Here is a 17,617-nt window from a genome sequence, read left to right as displayed (position 1 = left end):
CCCCACTGCGGTGGGGCTCCTTTTTCTATGACCGGGGGTTCGAAAGCCGGGTTCCGCGAAGTCAGGTCCCGATGTCGGGTTCGGCGTCGGGGCAGTAGATCCACGAACCCTCCTCCTTGAGGAAGCGCTCGTTCGACTTCTCCGATGCCGTTCTCTCCGTGCCTTTCTCGAGGTGGGACACGACCTCGGACTGGGCGACGTCGCCGTCGAAGACCGTGTCGAGGAAGCCGTCGAGAACGATTTCTCCGCCGTCGGCAGGGGGTACGCCGGTGATCCGGTCGCGGGACTGGGTGCAGACCGCGGCGCGCATGCGCGCGACGTCGCGCTCATTGCGGGCGGTGATGTAGGCGAGCAACGCCGCCCGGATCTCGGAGAGGGCGGTGTAGTCGGTCGATCCCGGCTCCGACCCGCTCTCGCTCGGCGACGGGTCGTCGGAGGCGGAGGTCGGGCCCGACGTCGCGCTGGACGAACCGGCGACCACGGTGTCGTCCGACGACGATCTGGTCACCACCACCGTGAGCACCAGGGCGATCACCGCGACGACCGCGACGCCGCCGAGCACCCAGGCGACGATCACCCCGGTGTTGCCGCGCGGCGGCGGGCCGGGCGGGCCCCCGAATCCGGGAGCCCCGGCCCCGGGGGGACCATACTGTCCCGGGGCGAACGGGGGACGGCCGTACGGGGCGGGCGGCGGCACCGGCCCCCGGCCGGGCGGAGGGCCGTATCCCCCCGGGCGATGCGGACCGGGCACTGGTTGCCGACCCGGGCCGTACTGCTGACCGAGACCCTGTTGACCGGGGCCCTGCCTGCCGGGACCCGGCGGGCCCGAACCCTGTGGACCCGGGCCCGGCCGGCCAGGGCCTGGCGGACCGTACGGCGGCGGCCCACCACCAGGTGGCGGTGGCTGATAGGTCATGAAATGCCCTTCACAATCGGTGGTCCCAGGCTATCGAAAGGGCGCCGCGAGGTCATCGGACGCGTCATTCGGTCGGTGCTGTCCGGTCGGTACGGAGCTCGTCGGCCAGGCCTGCGACATCCTCGCCGTCGAACAGGTGCCAGGGCGACATCCAGGCGTCCTCGGCGAGTTCGCGGTAGACGGCGTCGACCCGGCGCTGCAGGGCGTCGTCGCGTTCGTAGGCGTCCCGGGCTCGCGCCGCGTCCTGTTCGGCGCGCGATGCCGCACGCTGCATCGCGACCTCCGGTGACACCCCGAGCAGGACATGACGATCGGGGACCGGCATGTCGAATCGGCCGAACTCGAGGTCGACGACCCACCGCACCATCTCACCGCCGGCGCCCTGCTCCAGACGTGCGGCGTTGTAGGCGGCGTTGGACGCGACATAGCGGTCCAGGATCACGATGTCGTGGGCTTCGGTGGCGGCGTGGATGTCCTCGACCGCTCCGGCCCGGTCGAGCGCGAACAGCAGTGCCATCGCGTACACGCTGTCGCGTAGGTCACCGTGCGAACCGTGGAGCGCTTCGGCCGCGATGTCGGCGGTCGCCGACCGGCCGTAGCGGGGGAAGGTGAACGTCGCGACCCGGAGTCCGGCCGCTGACCATCGGTCGATCAGACCGGTGACCAAGGTGTTCTTGCCGGCGCCGTCGAGTCCTTCCACGGCTATCAATTGACCCACGGCGGGGAGTCTAGGTGGTTAAACCAAACGGGTCAGAACGTCCGTCCCGGCGCGTCGATCACCACGGTTTCATCACGGTGATGTCACCATTGACAACATGAAACCCCGCATCCTCGTCGTCGACGACGACGCCGCACTCGCCGAGATGCTGACGATCGTGTTGCGCGGCGAGGGTTTCGAGCCCTTCGTGGTGGGCGACGGCACACAGGCTCTGACTGCGGTCCGGGAGATCCGTCCCGATCTGGTGCTTCTCGACCTCATGCTGCCCGGCATGAACGGCATCGACGTCTGCCGTGTGCTGCGTGCCGATTCAGGTGTGCCCATCGTGATGCTGACGGCGAAGTCCGACACCGTCGATGTGGTGCTGGGCCTGGAATCCGGCGCCGATGACTACATGGTCAAACCGTTCAAGCCGAAGGAGCTGGTCGCCCGGGTGCGTGCGCGCCTGCGCCGGACCGACGAGGAACCGGCCGAGCTGCTGTCGATCGGCCCGGTGGAGATCGACGTGCCCGCCCACAAGGTCACCCGCGATGGCGTGCCGATCTCGCTGACCCCGCTCGAGTTCGACCTGCTCGTCGCGCTCGCGCGCAAGCCCCGTCAGGTGTTCACCCGCGATGTCCTCCTCGAACAGGTGTGGGGATACCGGCACCCGGCGGACACTAGACTCGTCAACGTGCATGTCCAGCGGTTACGCGCCAAGGTCGAAACCGACCCGGAGAATCCCGAGGTCGTCCTGACGGTGAGGGGGGTCGGCTACAAGGCCGGCCCGCCGTGATCGGTCGATCTCGACGACGGGTCAACAGCACTCTCGGACGCTTCACCCGCACCGCCGGCGCTGTCGGACGTGCCTTCGGGCACATCTGGCGGCGCTCGCTGCAGTTGCGGGTCGTGGTGTCCACGTTGGTGCTGTCGGTCGTCGTTCTCCTCATTCTCGGCTTCGTCCTCGTCACCCAGATCACCGACCGGTTGCTCGACGTCAAGCTGGCGGCGGCGACCGAGGAGATCGATCGCGCCCGCATCTCGGTGGAGCGCGATCTGTCGAGCGGCGCGGGCAACATGTCCGTCCAGAACCGTTTGCGTCAGACGCGGTCCCTGCTCACCGACCGGGACGCCGACACCGGGCAGGCGTCGGGTGCCGTCGGTGCCTTTGACACCGTCCTGCTGGTACCGGGCGGCTCCGACAACGGGGTCGCGAGCGGCGTCGGGCCGACGGCCGAGGTGCCGTCGAACCTGCGGGACATGGTCCGCGGCGGTCAGGTGGCATACCAGTACACCCAGGTCCCCGACGGGACGGGGGGTCGGGCGCCGGCGCTGATCGTCGGCAGTCCCACGAACGCCTCGGTGCCCGGCCTCGAGTTGTACCTGGTGTTCCCGCTGACGGCGGAACAGAACACGCTCGACCTCGTCCGCGGCACGCTGCTGACGGGCAGCATCGTGCTGCTCGGTCTGCTGGCCGCGATCGCGTGGCTCGTGTCGCGTCAGGTCGTCATCCCGGTGCGGTCGGCGTCGCGGATCGCGGTGCGGTTCGCCGACGGCCGGCTGAAGGAGCGAATGCCGGTCCGCGGTGAGGACGACATGGCCCGGCTCGCGATGTCCTTCAACGACATGGCCGAGAGCCTGTCCAAGCAGATCACCCATCTCGAGGAGTTCGGCGGACTGCAGCGGCAGTTCACCTCCGACGTCAGCCACGAACTGCGCACACCGCTGACCACCGTGCGGATGGCCTCCGACGTGCTCTACGAGGGCCGCGAGGATCTCGACCCGGTCCGCAAGCGGTCGGTGGAATTGCTGGACAAGGAACTCGACCGCTTCGAGACGTTGCTCAACGAGCTCCTGGAGATCTCGCGTCACGACGCCGGCATGGCCGAACTGGCCGCCGAGCGGATGGACATGGCCATCCCGATCGACGGTGCCCTGGCCACCGTCGGTCACCTCGCCGAGGAGACCGGCACCGAGCTCGTCCTCGATCTCCCGGCCGAACCCGTCCTGGCCGAGATCGATCCGCGTCGCGTCGAACGCATCCTGCGGAACCTGCTCGCCAACGCCATCGATCACGGCGAACGGAAACCGGTGACGCTCACCATGCGTTCGGATGGTGACGCGGTGGCCATCACCGTGCGCGATCAGGGCATCGGACTGCGGCCGGGGGAGGAGAAGCTGGTGTTCAACCGGTTCTGGCGATCCGACCCGTCGCGATTCCGGCGTTCGGGCGGTACCGGCCTCGGCCTGGCCATCAGCATCGAGGACGCCCGCCTGCACCAGGGGCGCCTCGAGGCGTGGGGTGAACCGGGCAAGGGCGCGTGCTTCCGGTTGACGTTGCCGCTCGTGCGCGGGCACAAGGTCCTCGGTTCGCCGCTGCCCCTGAAGTCGGTGGGCACCCTGCAGCGCACATCCGCGCCCAGGACGGGTGGGCGCGCCGCGGGCCCGGGAGCGGGTGCCGAATGATGCGGTCATCCCGGTCCGGCCGCGCCGTCCTGGCGCTGGCGCTCGGCATCGCGGCGCTGCTGCTGGTCACCGCGTGCGGGGCGATCCCCAACGACTCGTCTCCCCAGCCGATCAAATCGTTCGAACGGGAGGGCGCGACCAACGCCGTCCCGGTGCCCCAGGCCGACATGGATCCCGAGGCCCTGGTGCGGGCCTTCCTGAAGTCCACCGTCGATCCCGACTCGGCGCACCGCTCGGCGCGCGCCTTCCTGACCTCGGTCGCCTCGCAGCAGTGGGACGACCGCGGCGATGCGCTGATCGTCGACGAGATCAACACCTTCGTCGACCAGCGCAACGAGGACTCGGTGCGGATGCGGCTCATCGGCGACAACGTCGGGACCCTCAAGTCCGACGGTCAGCTGCTGCCGGCCTCGGGACGGGTCGAGACCAGCATCAGCCTCACCCGCTCGGGAGACCAGTGGCGCATCGACGGGCCCCTGCCGAACGGCACGATGATCGACCGGGACCAGTTCGACAGCACCTACCGGCCGGTCTCGCTGTACTACAGCGACCGCACCGGGCGCCGGCTCGTCCCCGACCCGCGCTGGCTCTACGCGGGACAGGCGACCGACCCGACCGTGCTGGTGAACCGGTTGATCGCGGGACCCGCGTCGGACCTCGCGGCGGCAGTGGACAGCGGCTTCCCCAACGGAGCCGCGCTGCGGGGTCCGGTCGTCGGCCTCGCCGGGGGCGGCGTGCGTGTGGATCTCGACGGCATCGGGAGCGCCCCCGCGCGGGATCGCAACCTGCTGGCGGCGCAGATCATCTGGACGCTCGACGGCGCCGACATATCCGGGCCCTACGTCATCGACGCCGACGGCGCGCCGCTGGCCGCCGAACGCGCCTCCGGATGGCAGACCACCGACGTGCGGGCCTTCGATCCGAACTCTGTGACGACCACCGATGTCGGGCTCAACATCGTCACGGGCGGCGCGTTGCGAGCGGTGACCGACACCGCGACCGTGCCGGTGCAGGGGCCGCTCGGGTCGGCGCGCGATCTGCGGTCGGCGACCATCTCCGACAACGGGGCGCGGGTGGCCGCGGTCCGGAGTCTGTCCGGACCCGAGCGCAGGCTCGAACTGGTGATCGGCGACTACGGCGGCGACGTCGGACCGATCGTCGGCGGGTCGTCGATCACCCGGCCGTCGTTCGGCTCCGACGAGAACACCGTGTGGGTCGTCGTCGACGGCAAACCGATCCAATGGCAACGCGACGACGACGGCACCGCCACCGTGCCCGTCGAGGCTTCGGCGATTCCTACGGTCGCGCGAGGCGCGATCACCGAGATGCAGGTGGCCCCGGACGGTGTGCGCACCGCACTGGTGGTCGGCGGACAGATCGTCTTCGCGGTGCTGTCGACCAACACCGAGGGCCAGGTGTCGCTGACCAGCCCGCGGATCGCGGCCTACAACATCGGCAACCGCGCGGTCTCGGTGGACTGGGCGTCGCCGACGACGCTGATGATCGCGCGCGAGGCACCCGAGTCGCCGGTCGTGCAACTGTCGATCGACGGCACCCCGGCGGTTGGCCTGCTGAGCGGCAACGTGTCACCGCCGGTGCGGGCGGTGGTCGCCAACGCCTCGACGATCTACGTGGGCGATCAGCGCGGTGTGCTGCGACTCGGCAGCAGCAACGGCCAACCCGACCAGTACTGGACCGAGGTCGAGCCGGCGATGATCGAGGGCGCGATCCCGGTCCTGCCCTGAAATCCGAGCCGCTACCGTCAGGCAGCTGCGAGCACGACGACCGCCGCGACGTCGACGCCGGTCTCGGCGAGCACGCGCACCGATTCGGTCACGGTCGCGCCGGTCGTCAGCACGTCGTCGACCAGGATCGCGCTCGCCCCGGGGGCCGGGACGGCGCCGGAGCGCAGCCGGACGGCGCCGCGTAGATTCCGGGCGCGGGCCCGGGCGTCGAGTCCGGCGGAGTCCCGTGCCGTCGCCGACGTCACCAGCAGCGGTGCGACCCGTACCCGTCGGCCCAGTGCGGGCGCCGCGTTCGCCGCCACCGCCGTGACGGGGTCCCCGCCGCGCCGCCGCGCCGTCATCCGGCGGGTCGGTGCCGGGATCAGCAGCATCCGTTCGGCGTCGGGGAGCTCACCCCACCGGGCCAGCACGCGGACACCGAGCGCGAGAGCGGTGCCGAGGGGCCGGGCGAGATCGCGACGGTCGTGTTCCTTGAGCGCGATGATCGCCTGCCGATGCGGACCGCGGTACCGGCCCAGCGCCCAGACCGGGACGCCGGGCGCGACCCGCGGGTGGGCCGCGATCGGGGCGTCGGACAACGCGCGCTCGCATCGTCGGCACCACCGGGTACCTGGGCGACCGCACCCGCCGCAGACCATCGGGAACATCAGATCGGTTCCCGCCTCGAAGACCTGCCGGCGCCACGTCACGCGCCGACGGTAGTGCACCTCGCACAGGTGTGCGGGGCGGTGGGCGAGGCTGTGCACAACCGGGGCACGGGTGCTCGCGGGAGGATCTCGTGCCCGTTCGTCCCGACATGCCGACGCCGCGCCGCAAAACGTGGCCGATACCGGAACTTGCGGCTACGGTCGGGGGTACAGCAGGTTGCCGGAGGCCGTCGAGGTGTGCCGGCCACGACCGCTTTTGCCGGGAGGTGATGCCCCTGTCTTTGAGTGTCAGCTGTCAGCTGACATGGACACATCCTCGGTGCCGTTCGAATCGCCAGTGCGACAACAGATCACGGCGATTCAACCGGCTTCGGGACAATTCAGGAGGTAGTTGAATGTCCACAGTCATCCACCGCAAAGGCCAGCGCGAACCGAAGACCGCCGACCCACGGCCGACCGTGGAGGAGGGTCCCGTGCCCGACCGCCGATCAACCGAGAACGATTCCTACGATCCGGAGTTCGCCTTCGTCCGCCCACCGGGAACGGTGGACGCCGACGAGCCGGCCGAACCCACCGCGAAGGTCGTGTTCAGCGGCCGCAACGTCGAGATCCCCGACCACTACCGCATCTACGTCGGCGACAAACTCGCTCGTCTCGAGCGATTCGATCCGACCATCTACCGATTCGACGTCGAGCTGAACCACGAGCGCAACCGGAGACAGTCCAAGGTCTGTCAACAGGTGGAGATCACCGCGACGGGCAAGGGGCCGATCGTCCGGGCGCAGGCCTGCGGCGAGAACTTCTACGCCGCCCTCGAACACGCGCTCGACAAGGTCGAGTCCCGGCTGCGCCGCGTCAAGGACCGCCGCCGTGTCCATCACGGCAACCGTCGGCCGCTCTCGGTCGCCGAAGCCACCGAGATCGGTGCGCCGCCCCTCCGCGACAACCAGCTCTCCGTGGACGGTTTCGTCGGTGATTCGAACTCGACGGCGGCCGACTCCGCCGAACAGTGGGACGACGGCGTGGAGGAATACACACCCGGTCAGATCGTCCGCGTGAAGGAGCACACGGCCGTGCCGATGACCGTCGACGACGCGCTCTACGAGATGGAACTGGTCGGCCACGACTTCTTCCTGTTCCACGACAAGGAGACCGACAAGGCGTCCGTCGTCTATCGCCGGCACGCCTTCGACTACGGGCTCATCAGGTTGACCTGACGCCCGAGCGGGCCCCGCAGGCGGTCATCCGGTCGATGTCCGACGATCCGATCAGGGTCTGCTCAGCTCACCTCGGTACCATGGGATCCGGTCTGTGCGTTCGCGCGGGCCGGATTCCGTGTGTTTTCTACAGGTGAGGGACTCGATCCACGGTGCTGAACAAGCTGTTGCGTGTCGGCGAAGGCCGCATGGTCAAGCGACTCGATGCGATCGCATCGCACGTCGAGACGCTGTCCGATGACGTCGAGGCGTTGACCGACGCCGAGTTGCGTGCCAAGACAGACGAGTTCAGAGAGCGCATCGCCGACGGGGCGTCGCTCGACGAGCTGCTGCCCGAGGCCTTCGCGGTCGCCCGCGAGGCGGCGTGGCGAGTGCTCGACCAGAAGCACTTCCACGTGCAGATCATGGGCGGGGCGGCGCTGCACTACGGGAACATCGCCGAGATGAAGACCGGTGAGGGCAAGACGCTCACCTGTGTGCTCCCGGCCTACCTCAACGCGCTCTCCGGCGACGGCGTGCACGTGGTCACCGTCAACGACTACCTGGCCAAGCGCGACTCCGAGTGGATGGGCCGCGTGCACCGGTTCCTCGGTCTCGACACCGCCGTCATCCTCACCGGCATGAGCTCGGCCGCGCGGCGCGAGGCCTACGCCGCCGACATCACCTACGGCACGAACAACGAATTCGGCTTCGACTACCTGCGCGACAACATGGCGCACTCGCTCGAGGACCTCGTCCAGCGCGGCCACTCGTACGCGATCGTCGACGAGGTCGACTCGATCCTCGTCGACGAGGCCCGTACCCCGTTGATCATCTCCGGCCCCGCCGAGGGGTCGAGCAAGTGGTACACCGAGTTCGCGCGGATCGCCCCGCTGCTCGAGCGCGACGTGCACTACGAGGTCGACATCAAGAAGAAGACCGTCGGTGTCCACGAGGCCGGCGTCGAGTTCGTCGAGGACCGCCTCGGCATCGACAACCTCTACGAGGCCGCCAACTCGCCCCTGGTCAGCTACCTGAACAACGCGATCAAGGTCAAGGAGCTGTTCCAGCGCGACAAGGACTACATCGTCCGCAACGGCAACGTCATGATCGTCGACGAGTTCACCGGCCGCGTGCTCGACGGGCGTCGCTTCAACGAGGGCCTGCACCAGGCCATCGAGGCGAAAGAGGGCGTCGAGATCAAGGCCGAGAACCAAACGCTCGCCACGATCACGCTGCAGAACTACTTCCGCCTCTACGAGAAGCTGTCCGGGATGACCGGTACCGCCGAGACCGAGGCCGCCGAGTTCGACCAGATCTACAAGCTCGGGGTGCTGCCGATCCCGACCAACAAGCCGATGATCCGCAAGGACCAGGGTGACCTGATCTACAAGACCGAGGAGGCGAAGTTCGCCGCGGTCGTCGACGACGTCACCGAGCGTCATGCGACGGGACAGCCCGTCCTGATCGGTACGACCAGCGTCGAGCGTTCGGAATACCTCTCCCGCCAGCTCAAGAAGCGCGAGATCCCGCACAGCGTCCTGAACGCGAAGTTCCACGAGCAGGAAGCGCAGATCATCGCCGAGGCGGGTCGGCTCGGCGCGGTCACCGTGGCCACCAACATGGCCGGTCGCGGTACCGACGTCGTGCTCGGCGGCAACCCCGACATCATCGCCGACACCCGGCTTCGCAAGGCCGGTCTCGACCCGGTGCAGACCCCCGACGAGTACGAGGCCGCGTGGGACGAGGCCATCGAGGTCGCCCGCACCGACGCCGCGAAGGAGGCCGAGGAGGTCCGCGCGGCCGGCGGTCTGTACGTGCTGGGCACCGAACGCCACGAGTCACGCCGTATCGACAACCAGCTGCGCGGCCGTTCCGGCCGCCAGGGCGACCCGGGTGAGTCGCGGTTCTACCTGTCGGTCGCCGACGAGCTCATGCGTCGATTCAACGGCGGTGCGCTCGAGGCGATCATGAACCGGCTGCCCGACGACGTCCCCATCGAGGCGAAGATGGTGACCAAGGCGATCCGCAGTGCGCAGACGCAGGTCGAGCAGCAGAACTTCGAGATGCGCAAGAACGTGCTCAAGTACGACGAGGTGATGAACGAGCAGCGCAAGGTCATCTACGCCGAGCGCCGCACCATCCTCGAGGGCGAGGATCACCACGAGCAGGTCAAGCAGATGGTCGACGACGTCGTCGGGGCCTACGTCGACGGTGCGACCGCCGAGGGTTACGCCGAGGACTGGGATCTCGACGAGCTGTGGACCGCACTGCGTGCGCTGTACCCGATCGAGCTCGATCCGAAGGATGTCGTCGGTGAGTCCGAATACGGTGAGCGCGATGACATCTCGGCCGACGAGCTGCGCGAGAAGCTCGTCGCCGACGCGCGCGCCGCGTACGACACCCGTGAGAAGCAGATCGACGCGATCGCCGGCGAGGGCGCGATGCGACAGCTCGAACGGAGCGTGTTGCTGAGCGTGCTCGACCGCAAGTGGCGCGACCACCTGTACGAGATGGACTACCTGCGCGAGGGCATCCACCTGCGTTCGATGGCCCAGCGTGACCCGGTCGTCGAGTACCAGCGCGAGGGCTTCGACATGTTCCACGGCATGCTCGAGGGCTTGAAGGAAGAGACGCTGAGCATCCTGTTCAACGCGCAGGTGCAGACACAGCAGCCGGCGGCCGAGCAACCGCTCCCGAGTGCTGCCGACCTGCGCGCGGCCGTGGGCGCGGGTGCCCCGGCACCGGTGCCCGCTCCCGCTCCGGCCGCCGACTCCGGTGCTCAGGCCCCGGCCGCCCTGCGGGCCCCGACTCAGTCGGCGGACGCGGCGGTCACGTACTCGGGCCCTGGCGAGGGCGGCGGTACGGTCGTGCACTCCGAGGAGGAGGAGCTCTCGGGCGCCGCGGAATCCGCCAGCCGGCGCGAGCGCCGCGCCGCGGCCCGCGCCACCACCAAGGGGTCCCGGCCGAAGCCGCCGAAGTCCAAGAAGCAGCGCCGCTGACCGGCGCCCCAAGCGGGTGCCGCCACCAGCAGTGACCGCCGACGGTCGGTCCCGGAGATGTCCGGGACCGACCGTCGGCGTTTTTCTCGGATTCGATGGAACCGGGACGCCGCCCCGTGCGTCCAAATCCCATGCGTCCACTCCTGGCGGGTCCTGAACTCGCACCCACGAGCACGTCGCGGCCGCACGGATCGCGGCCGTCGCAGCAGACACCGCGGGTCCGGGTTCGTCCGGCGCCGCCGTACGAGCCCGCCGGTCCGGTGGTGGCAGCACCGCACGGCCTTGCGACTCCGACGGCCATCCGGCCGTTCCCGGGGTCGGCTCCGGGTGCCGGTTCGGCGCGCAAGACCGCGGTCGCCGCGGCCGAGGCCCGCCGCTTCACCGTTGCGGTGTCCCGGCTGCTGTTCGAGGTGGTCGATCGGCGTCGCTCGGTCGCGCACCTCGGCGACGTCGTGTCGCCGGCGATCGCCGACCAGGTCGCAGCCCTCGTCCGGCACGACGCCTTTCGGATTCCGGAGTCGACCGGAACCGGGACGCCGGGGACCGCATCGACGCCGGTGGCGCAGGTGTCGACCGGGAACGTGCTGCGGCGCGTGCACGTCCAGGTGTGCGATCCCAGCGCCGCAGAGGTGTTCGGCTCGTACGAGGGAGGTGGGCGGCTCCGGGCGTTCGCGGGCCGCATCGAGCGCAAGCCGATCCGGGTCCGTGGCGCCGCGGACCCGGGCCGGCGATCGTTGGGTCGAGTGGAATACCGGTGGCAGCTGGTGGCCCTCGAGTTCGGCTGACGGGTAGCTCCTGCGCAGACCACGGAAATCCGCGTCGGCGGTTACGATCGGCGTCGTGGTCACCCGTCTGTCGCCCCGCGACGCGATGTACTACTTCCTCGACGATTCGCGGTCCACGACCCACCTCGGGGCGTTGCTGATCGTCGATCCCGCGGCCGCGCTGGCCACCTCGGAGAACGCCGAACCGGGCGACGCCGGATCCGAAGCGTCCGACGCGGCCAGGCGAGCGTCACGGCAGTCGACGCTCGACTACGCGGGTCTGGTCTCGCTGGTCGAGAACCGCCTGCAACTCATCCCGCGGTATCGCCAGGTCGTCCGCGAGGTGACGCTCGGCCTCGCGCGCCCGGTCTGGGTCGACGACCCCGACTTCGACATCAACTTCCACATCCGTCGCGCGGGTCTGCCGCGGCCCGGTGGAGCCGTCGACGTCGACGAACTCGTCGCCCGGGTGATGTCGCGGCCGCTCGATCGCACGCGACCGCTCTGGGAGATGTATCTCATCGAGGGTCTCGCCGACGGCCGACTCGCGATCCTGACCAAGTCGCACCGATGCCTCATCGACGATGCCGGCAGCCGGGAGATCAGTGAGGTCATCTGCGACGACACCGAGTCAGCCGAACCGCTGCCGGAGGAGCTGTGGATGCCGGGCAGGCCGCCGGGCGGCACCCATCTCGTCGCCGGTGCCCTCGCCGAGGCGCTCGCGCGTCCGGGCGACCTCGTGGACACGGTGCTCCACGGCAACGGACTCGTGTCCGAGATGCGGTCCGCCGTGGGCACGACCGTGCGGCGCGTGGGGGACGTGGTGTCGCAGCTGACCGATTCGGCGCCACGCAGTCCGTTGAACAACGCGGGTACCACCACCCGGTCCTTCACCACCGTCGCGCTGCCGCGACGGGGCTGCGCAAAGGTCGCCGAGCATCACGGTTGCACCATCAACGACGTCGAGCTGGCCATCATCTCCGGGGTCATGCGCAAGTGGATGCTGTCGTTCGATCCGGCCGAGGTGCCCGCCGACACCGTGCGGGTCGTCGTGCCGCTGTCGGCACGCGACCCGGGTGTCGAGCGCACGGCCGAGCCGGAACCCGGGTGGATCGGGGTCGGCAAACCGAGTTTCGTCACCGATCTGCCGGTGGGGGAGAGCAATCCGGCCGTTCGGCTGGCGCAGGTGGCCGGTCTGGCCGACCGATATGCGCAGTCGTCGCGCCGGATGACTCTCGGTCCCAGCCCGCTTTTCCCCGAACTGGGTGTGGTGCCGTTCCCGGAGATCAGCTCTCGGGCGTTCCGGTCGCTGAACAGCCGTGCGTACAACGTGCCGGTGGCGATGAGCACGTCGCCGGTGCCGGACCGTTTCGTCCTCGGCGCACCGGTGCGCCAGGTCTTCTCGATTCCCACCCTCGTGTCGCAGCGTGCGCTGGCGATCAGCGTCGTCGAGTACCGTGACCATCTGCACTTCGCCTTCGTCGCCGACCGCGGGGTCATCGCCGATCTGCCCGCGATGGCCGACTACGTCTTCGAGTCCCACGAAGAGCTGACCCAGAAGAGTTGACCCAGAAGAGCTGACCCAGCCCCACCGCTGGCCGAACGGGAGTAGTTGACGAATGAGGGTGTACCTGCCGGCGACGTTGGCGATGCTGTTGCGGCTCGATACCGACGGCGAGTTCCGTCCGCTGGGCGGCACGGGTTTCGCCCTGACGCCCGCGCTGCGTGAGGCCTTCGTCTCCGGGGACGACGAGGAGCTGTCCGAGGTCGCGCTGCGTGAGGCCGCGCGTGCGTCGCTGCGCCTGCTAGCCGGGGAGGCCCCGGAGGTCGGCGACCGCGAGTCGGAGTCCGAACTGGTCGCCGACGAGGCGGTCACCGACCCCGCGGACACCCCGCGTCTGCCGCCCCGGCGCGTGGTCGTCGCGGCCGACGTGGAGGACGTGACACTGCGTCCCGACCTGGACGACGCGGTGGTGAAGATCTCCGGGCCCGTCCCGGTGTCGGCGATCGCGTCGGTGCATGTCGACGTCGCCGAGGCGGAGCCGAAGGTCCGTGCGGCCGTGGTGGTCATCGACGCCGCCGACATGGGTGATCTCGATGCCGAACTCGCGGTCGGCGACGTCGAGGACTTCGATCTCGCGTGGTACGCGACTCAGGAACTGCCGTTCCTCCTCGAGCTGCTCTGAACCGAAACACTAACCTACGGTTGCGTAGGTTATGGTGGCTCCGACACGTTCCCCGACGTCGAAGGCGGTAAGTGAGATGGGTTTGCTCGAGAGGTTCGAGGAACCGGTTTCCGGCGTCGCGGCCCGCAGCCGCGGCTCGCAGTGGGCCCGCGCCGCGCTCACCCGGATCACGACGCCGCTCCTGCCCGACGACTATCTCCACCTGGCGAATCCGTTGTGGTCGGCCCGCGAGCTGCGGGGCAAGGTCGTCTCGGTGACCAAGGAGACCGAGGACACCGCGACGATCCGCATCCGGCCCGGTTGGGGCTTCTCGTTCGACTACGCCCCGGGTCAGTACATCGGCATCGGCGTCCTGATGGAGGGCCGCTGGGCGTGGCGTTCCTATTCGCTGACCTCGACCCCCGACTCGTCGGCGAACGACAAGACGATCTCGATCACGGTCAAGGCGATGCCCGAGGGCTTCCTGTCCAGTCACCTGGTGAACGGTCTCCAGCCCGGCACGGTCGTCCGTCTCGCCGCACCGCGCGGGGAGTTCGTGCTGCCGGACCCGTTGCCGGCGAAGGTTCTCTTCGTGACCGCCGGAAGCGGACTCACGCCCATCATCTCGATGCTGCGCACCGCACGACACCGCGACCAGCGCACCGACATCACACTCGTGCACTCGACGCCCACGCCGGCCGATCTGCTCTTCGCCGACGAACTCCGGGATCTGGCGGACAGCGGCGTCGTCGACCTGCATGTGCAGTACACGCGATCCGACGGGCAGATCACTCCCGAAGTGCTGCCGTCCCTCTGCGCCGACTGGCGCGAACGTCAGACCTGGGCGTGCGGACCCGCCGGGTTCCTCGACGGCCTGCAGCGCCTGTATGCGGAGGCGCACCTGACCGAGCAGTTGCACATCGAGCGGTTCGCCCTCGAACGCGGCGTCGTCGGGGCCCAGGGCGGTACGGTCACGTTCTCCCGGTCCGGGAAGTCGGCGGTCGTCGACGGCGCGACCACGCTGCTCGAGGCGGGGGAGGCCGCGGGCGCGATGATGCCGTTCGGATGCCGGATGGGGATCTGCCAGAGCTGCGTGGTCATGCTCGACAAGGGATGCGTGCGCGACCTGCGCTCGGGCGTCGAACACGTCGAGGGCGAACGCATCCAGACCTGTGTTTCCGCTGCGGCGGGAGACTGCACCCTCGCCGTCTGAGCAGCGTCTTCGTCTCGTGTGGCTCGCGCCCATCGGTGAGCCGGTAGGGTGAACGACGTGCGTGGCGAGAGGAATCTGTTCTGTGGAAACGCCGGCGAAGGCACCAGTGACCGCTGAGGCCCCGGTCCCCAGCGAGATCCCCGTCCTGAGTGACGGAGGCGTCACCCTACGGCCGCATGAGCCCCACGACCTCGACCGGATGGTCGAACTCGCGGCGGATCCGGCCATGATGCGGTGGACCCCGATCCCGGCACCGTACAGCCGTGCGGCAGCCGAGCGCTTCGCCCTCGACTACGCGCCGCGCAGCTGGGCGCAGGGCACCCGGATGTTGTGGGCCGTCGAATTCGACGGCCGGTTCGTCGGCACCGTCGACATCGAGGGCGAAGGACCGCTCACCCGACTCAGCTACGACCTGCACCCCGACGCCCGCGGGTGGGGCGTGATGAAGCGCGCCGTCCTGCTGGCCGTCAACTACGCATTCACCGAGGCGGACAAAGAGGTCGTCCGATGGACGACCGTCGCCGGCAACATCGACGCGCTGCGGGTGGCCCACTCCTGCGGTTTCCGTCTCGACGCCGCGGTCCCCAACGGCATCGAGGTCCGCGGTCACATCCGCGACGCCTGGGTCGGATCGCTGCACGCAGGCGATCCTCAGCATCCCAAGACCGATTGGCGGACAGACGTTTTCGAGACCGAACGGTTCCGCCTGCGGCCGCTCGCGGAGACCGACGATCCGCGCATCCGGGAGACGCTCGACGACCCGGTGTCGCGCAAGTACCTGTTCGCGCGCCCCGATCCGCTGGAACTCGAACACGCCGCGGCCGAACGCCTCCGCAAGTGGTGGACGGCCGCGCAGGGCACGACATGCACCTGGGCGGTGGCGGATCGCGAGACCGACGACTACCTGGGCGACATCACCCTGCTGCACATCGACGAGGTCACCGGCGCCGAGGCGGGTTTCTACACGCACCCCGAGGCCCGCGGCAAAGGCGTTCTCGGCGAAGCATTTCCGGCTGCGGTCCGGTACGCCTTCGACAAGCTGGGGTTCCGCCGCCTCACCCTCTTCGCCGCCGACAGCAACGAGGGCAGCAAGAAGCTCGCCCGCATCGCCGGCTTCCGCGAGTTCGGCACACAGAAACTCGCCGCCCGGTCCGACGGCGTCTTCGAGGACCTCGTGGGATTCGAGCTGTTCCGCGACGACTACGAGGCCGACCGCAAGGACTGACGAGTCCCGCCCCGTCGACCGTGCACTGTCTCGCGTCGACTGTGCAGCTTCCTCGCCGGCACGGAACCCGTTCCGTTGATCGGTTGAGTCCCGGTTCGTCACACTCACTGGACACGACGCCGTCGCCAACCTACGCTTGCGTAAGTTACGGAAACGTAGGCGTAGGCAGCGGTCGACACGCGCACCTCGAAGTCGCGCCATCGACCGACCACCGGCGAAGGGAACCACACGTATGGCGATCTCCGACATCCCCGAATACGCGCACCTGACCGAGTCCGACGTGGCCGCATTGGGAGCCGAACTCGACGCGATCCGCGCCGACATCGAAGCCGACCGTGGTGAGCGGGATGCGCGGTACCTGCGCAACACGATCCGGTTCCAGCGCGGGCTGGAGGTCACCGGCCGCGCCCTGCTGTTCGGTTCGACTCGGAAGTCGGCCTGGTGGGCGGGTGCGTGCGCCCTCGGCGTCGCGAAGATCGTCGAGAACATGGAGCTCGGGCACAACGTGATGCACGGGCAGTGGGACTGGATGAACGACCCGGAGGTGCACAGCACCACCTGGGAGTGGGACAACACCGACCCGTCGGCGCACTGGAAGCACACCCACAACTACATCCATCACAAGTACACGAACGTGCTGGGCATGGACGACGATGTGGGCTACGGACTGCTGCGCGTCACGCGCGATCAGCGGTGGCGTCCGTTCAACTACGGAAATCTCGTCTACAACACGATTCTCGCGCTCGCCTTCCAATACGGGGTCGCCGTGCAGCATCTCGAGCTGGGCAAGAAGCGCAAGACCCCGGAGGCCCAGGAAGAGTTCCGGCGCAATCGCAACGAGGTCCTGTCGAAGATCGGCAAGCAGGTCGCCAAGGACTACCTCGCGTACCCGGCGCTGGTCAGTGCCGCCACCGGGCACAAGGTCGGGTACGGCCGCGCGTACGCCAAGGCTGCGACCGCGACCGCGCTCGGCAACGTCATCCGCAACGTGTGGAGCAACGCAGTCATCTTCTGCGGTCACTTCCCGGACGGCGCGGAGAAGTTCACCAAGCAGGACATCGACAACGAGACGCAGGCGGAGTGGTACCTGCGCCAGATGCTCGGCAGCGCCAACTTCGACGCCGGATTCCCGCTGGCCTTCATGAGCGGGAATCTGTCGTACCAGATCGAGCACCACATCTTCCCCGATCTCCCCAGCAACCGGTACGCCGAGATCGCGGTACGTGTGCGCGCGCTCTGCGACAAGTACGACCTCCCGTACACCTCGGGTCCGTTCCCGGTGCAGTACGCGAAGGCGTGGCGGACCATCGCCAAGCTCTCGTTGCCGGACAAGTACCTGTCGGCGACCGCGGACGACGCACCCGAGACCGCTTCCGAACGCCGCTTCAAGCAGGGCCTGCCGGAAGGTGCGCGTCTGCAGGCGACGATCGACGAGACGACCGGCGCGCGCCGGGGACTCCGCTCGGCCATTGCGTCGCTCCGCTCCCGGCGGCGAGACCAGGGTTCGCTCCGCTCGCTTCGTTCCCGAATCGGTGTCGATACGTCGGCCGCCCGCTCCGACGAGCAGGCCGCCTGATCGGC

General features: G+C 69.0%; 14 protein-coding genes. 11 read left to right on the top strand and 3 right to left on the bottom strand.

Features of this window, described 5'->3' with window-relative positions:
• Positions 1-61: 61 nt before the first annotated feature.
• On the bottom strand, positions 62-697 hold the full coding sequence (locus tag QAD21_RS17850) for a hypothetical protein (RefSeq protein WP_242697066.1): 636 nt from the start codon (positions 695-697) through the stop codon (positions 62-64).
• 283 nt (positions 698-980) lie between these two features.
• Positions 981-1,634, bottom strand: coding sequence for a dTMP kinase (locus tag QAD21_RS17845; RefSeq protein ID WP_165629750.1), 654 nt, complete (start codon positions 1,632-1,634; stop codon positions 981-983).
• 88 nt (positions 1,635-1,722) lie between these two features.
• Here QAD21_RS17845 and mtrA point away from each other — a divergent pair, with 88 nt between their 5' ends.
• The 3 genes from mtrA to lpqB are packed head-to-tail and all read left to right on the top strand — an operon-like array spanning position 1,723 to position 5,824.
• Positions 1,723-2,409: an MtrAB system response regulator MtrA gene (gene mtrA, locus QAD21_RS17840; protein ID WP_091344371.1), complete on the top strand. Its 687-nt coding sequence runs from the start codon at positions 1,723-1,725 to the stop codon at positions 2,407-2,409.
• Positions 2,406-4,079, top strand: a complete 1,674-nt coding sequence (mtrB, locus tag QAD21_RS17835; protein ID WP_058251944.1) for an MtrAB system histidine kinase MtrB — start codon at positions 2,406-2,408, stop codon at positions 4,077-4,079. The genes mtrA and mtrB overlap by 4 nt, the downstream gene beginning before the upstream one ends.
• Positions 4,076-5,824 (top strand): MtrAB system accessory lipoprotein LpqB, encoded by a 1,749-nt coding sequence (gene lpqB, locus QAD21_RS17830; protein ID WP_078113325.1) that lies wholly within the window; start codon positions 4,076-4,078, stop codon positions 5,822-5,824. The genes mtrB and lpqB overlap by 4 nt, the downstream gene beginning before the upstream one ends.
• A 17-nt stretch (positions 5,825-5,841) precedes the next feature.
• Here lpqB and QAD21_RS17825 read toward each other — a convergent pair whose 3' ends face one another.
• The gene (locus tag QAD21_RS17825; protein ID WP_139363039.1) at positions 5,842-6,471 is read right to left on the bottom strand and encodes a ComF family protein; all 630 of its coding nucleotides are present in this window, start codon (positions 6,469-6,471) and stop codon (positions 5,842-5,844) included.
• A 395-nt stretch (positions 6,472-6,866) separates the two neighbouring features.
• On the opposite strand from QAD21_RS17825, the gene raiA reads away from it, so the two are divergent.
• The 8 genes from raiA to QAD21_RS17785 all read left to right on the top strand — a co-directional run bounded on the left by raiA (position 6,867) and on the right by QAD21_RS17785 (position 17,612).
• Entirely contained in the window at positions 6,867-7,688 is an 822-nt protein-coding gene (raiA, locus tag QAD21_RS17820) for a ribosome-associated translation inhibitor RaiA (RefSeq protein ID WP_078113326.1), read from the top strand.
• A 152-nt stretch (positions 7,689-7,840) separates the two neighbouring features.
• Complete coding sequence (gene secA, locus QAD21_RS17815; protein ID WP_068970072.1) at positions 7,841-10,669, top strand: preprotein translocase subunit SecA; 2,829 nt, start codon at positions 7,841-7,843, stop codon at positions 10,667-10,669.
• 263 nt (positions 10,670-10,932) lie between these two features.
• Complete coding sequence (locus QAD21_RS17810) at positions 10,933-11,454, top strand: Rv3235 family protein (protein ID WP_321179882.1); 522 nt, start codon at positions 10,933-10,935, stop codon at positions 11,452-11,454.
• A gap of 55 nt (positions 11,455-11,509) precedes the next feature.
• The gene (locus QAD21_RS17805) at positions 11,510-13,000 is read left to right on the top strand and encodes a wax ester/triacylglycerol synthase domain-containing protein (protein ID WP_068970074.1); all 1,491 of its coding nucleotides are present in this window, start codon (positions 11,510-11,512) and stop codon (positions 12,998-13,000) included.
• 52 nt (positions 13,001-13,052) lie between these two features.
• The gene (locus tag QAD21_RS17800) at positions 13,053-13,619 is read left to right on the top strand and encodes a hypothetical protein (protein WP_068970075.1); all 567 of its coding nucleotides are present in this window, start codon (positions 13,053-13,055) and stop codon (positions 13,617-13,619) included.
• A 76-nt stretch (positions 13,620-13,695) separates the two neighbouring features.
• A complete protein-coding gene (locus tag QAD21_RS17795; protein WP_068970076.1) occupies positions 13,696-14,811 on the top strand; it encodes a ferredoxin reductase in 1,116 nt (371 codons plus the stop codon).
• 106 nt (positions 14,812-14,917) lie between these two features.
• Entirely contained in the window at positions 14,918-16,036 is a 1,119-nt protein-coding gene (locus tag QAD21_RS17790) for a GNAT family N-acetyltransferase (RefSeq protein WP_068970077.1), read from the top strand.
• Between the two features lie 232 nt (positions 16,037-16,268).
• The gene (locus QAD21_RS17785; RefSeq protein ID WP_065631850.1) at positions 16,269-17,612 is read left to right on the top strand and encodes a fatty acid desaturase; all 1,344 of its coding nucleotides are present in this window, start codon (positions 16,269-16,271) and stop codon (positions 17,610-17,612) included.
• Positions 17,613-17,617: the final 5 nt, after the last annotated feature.

Source organism: Gordonia sp. SMJS1, assembly GCF_029866425.1.
GTDB classification, from domain to species: domain Bacteria; phylum Actinomycetota; class Actinomycetes; order Mycobacteriales; family Mycobacteriaceae; genus Gordonia; species Gordonia hongkongensis.
This window is presented reverse-complemented; position numbering and strand designations above follow the sequence as displayed.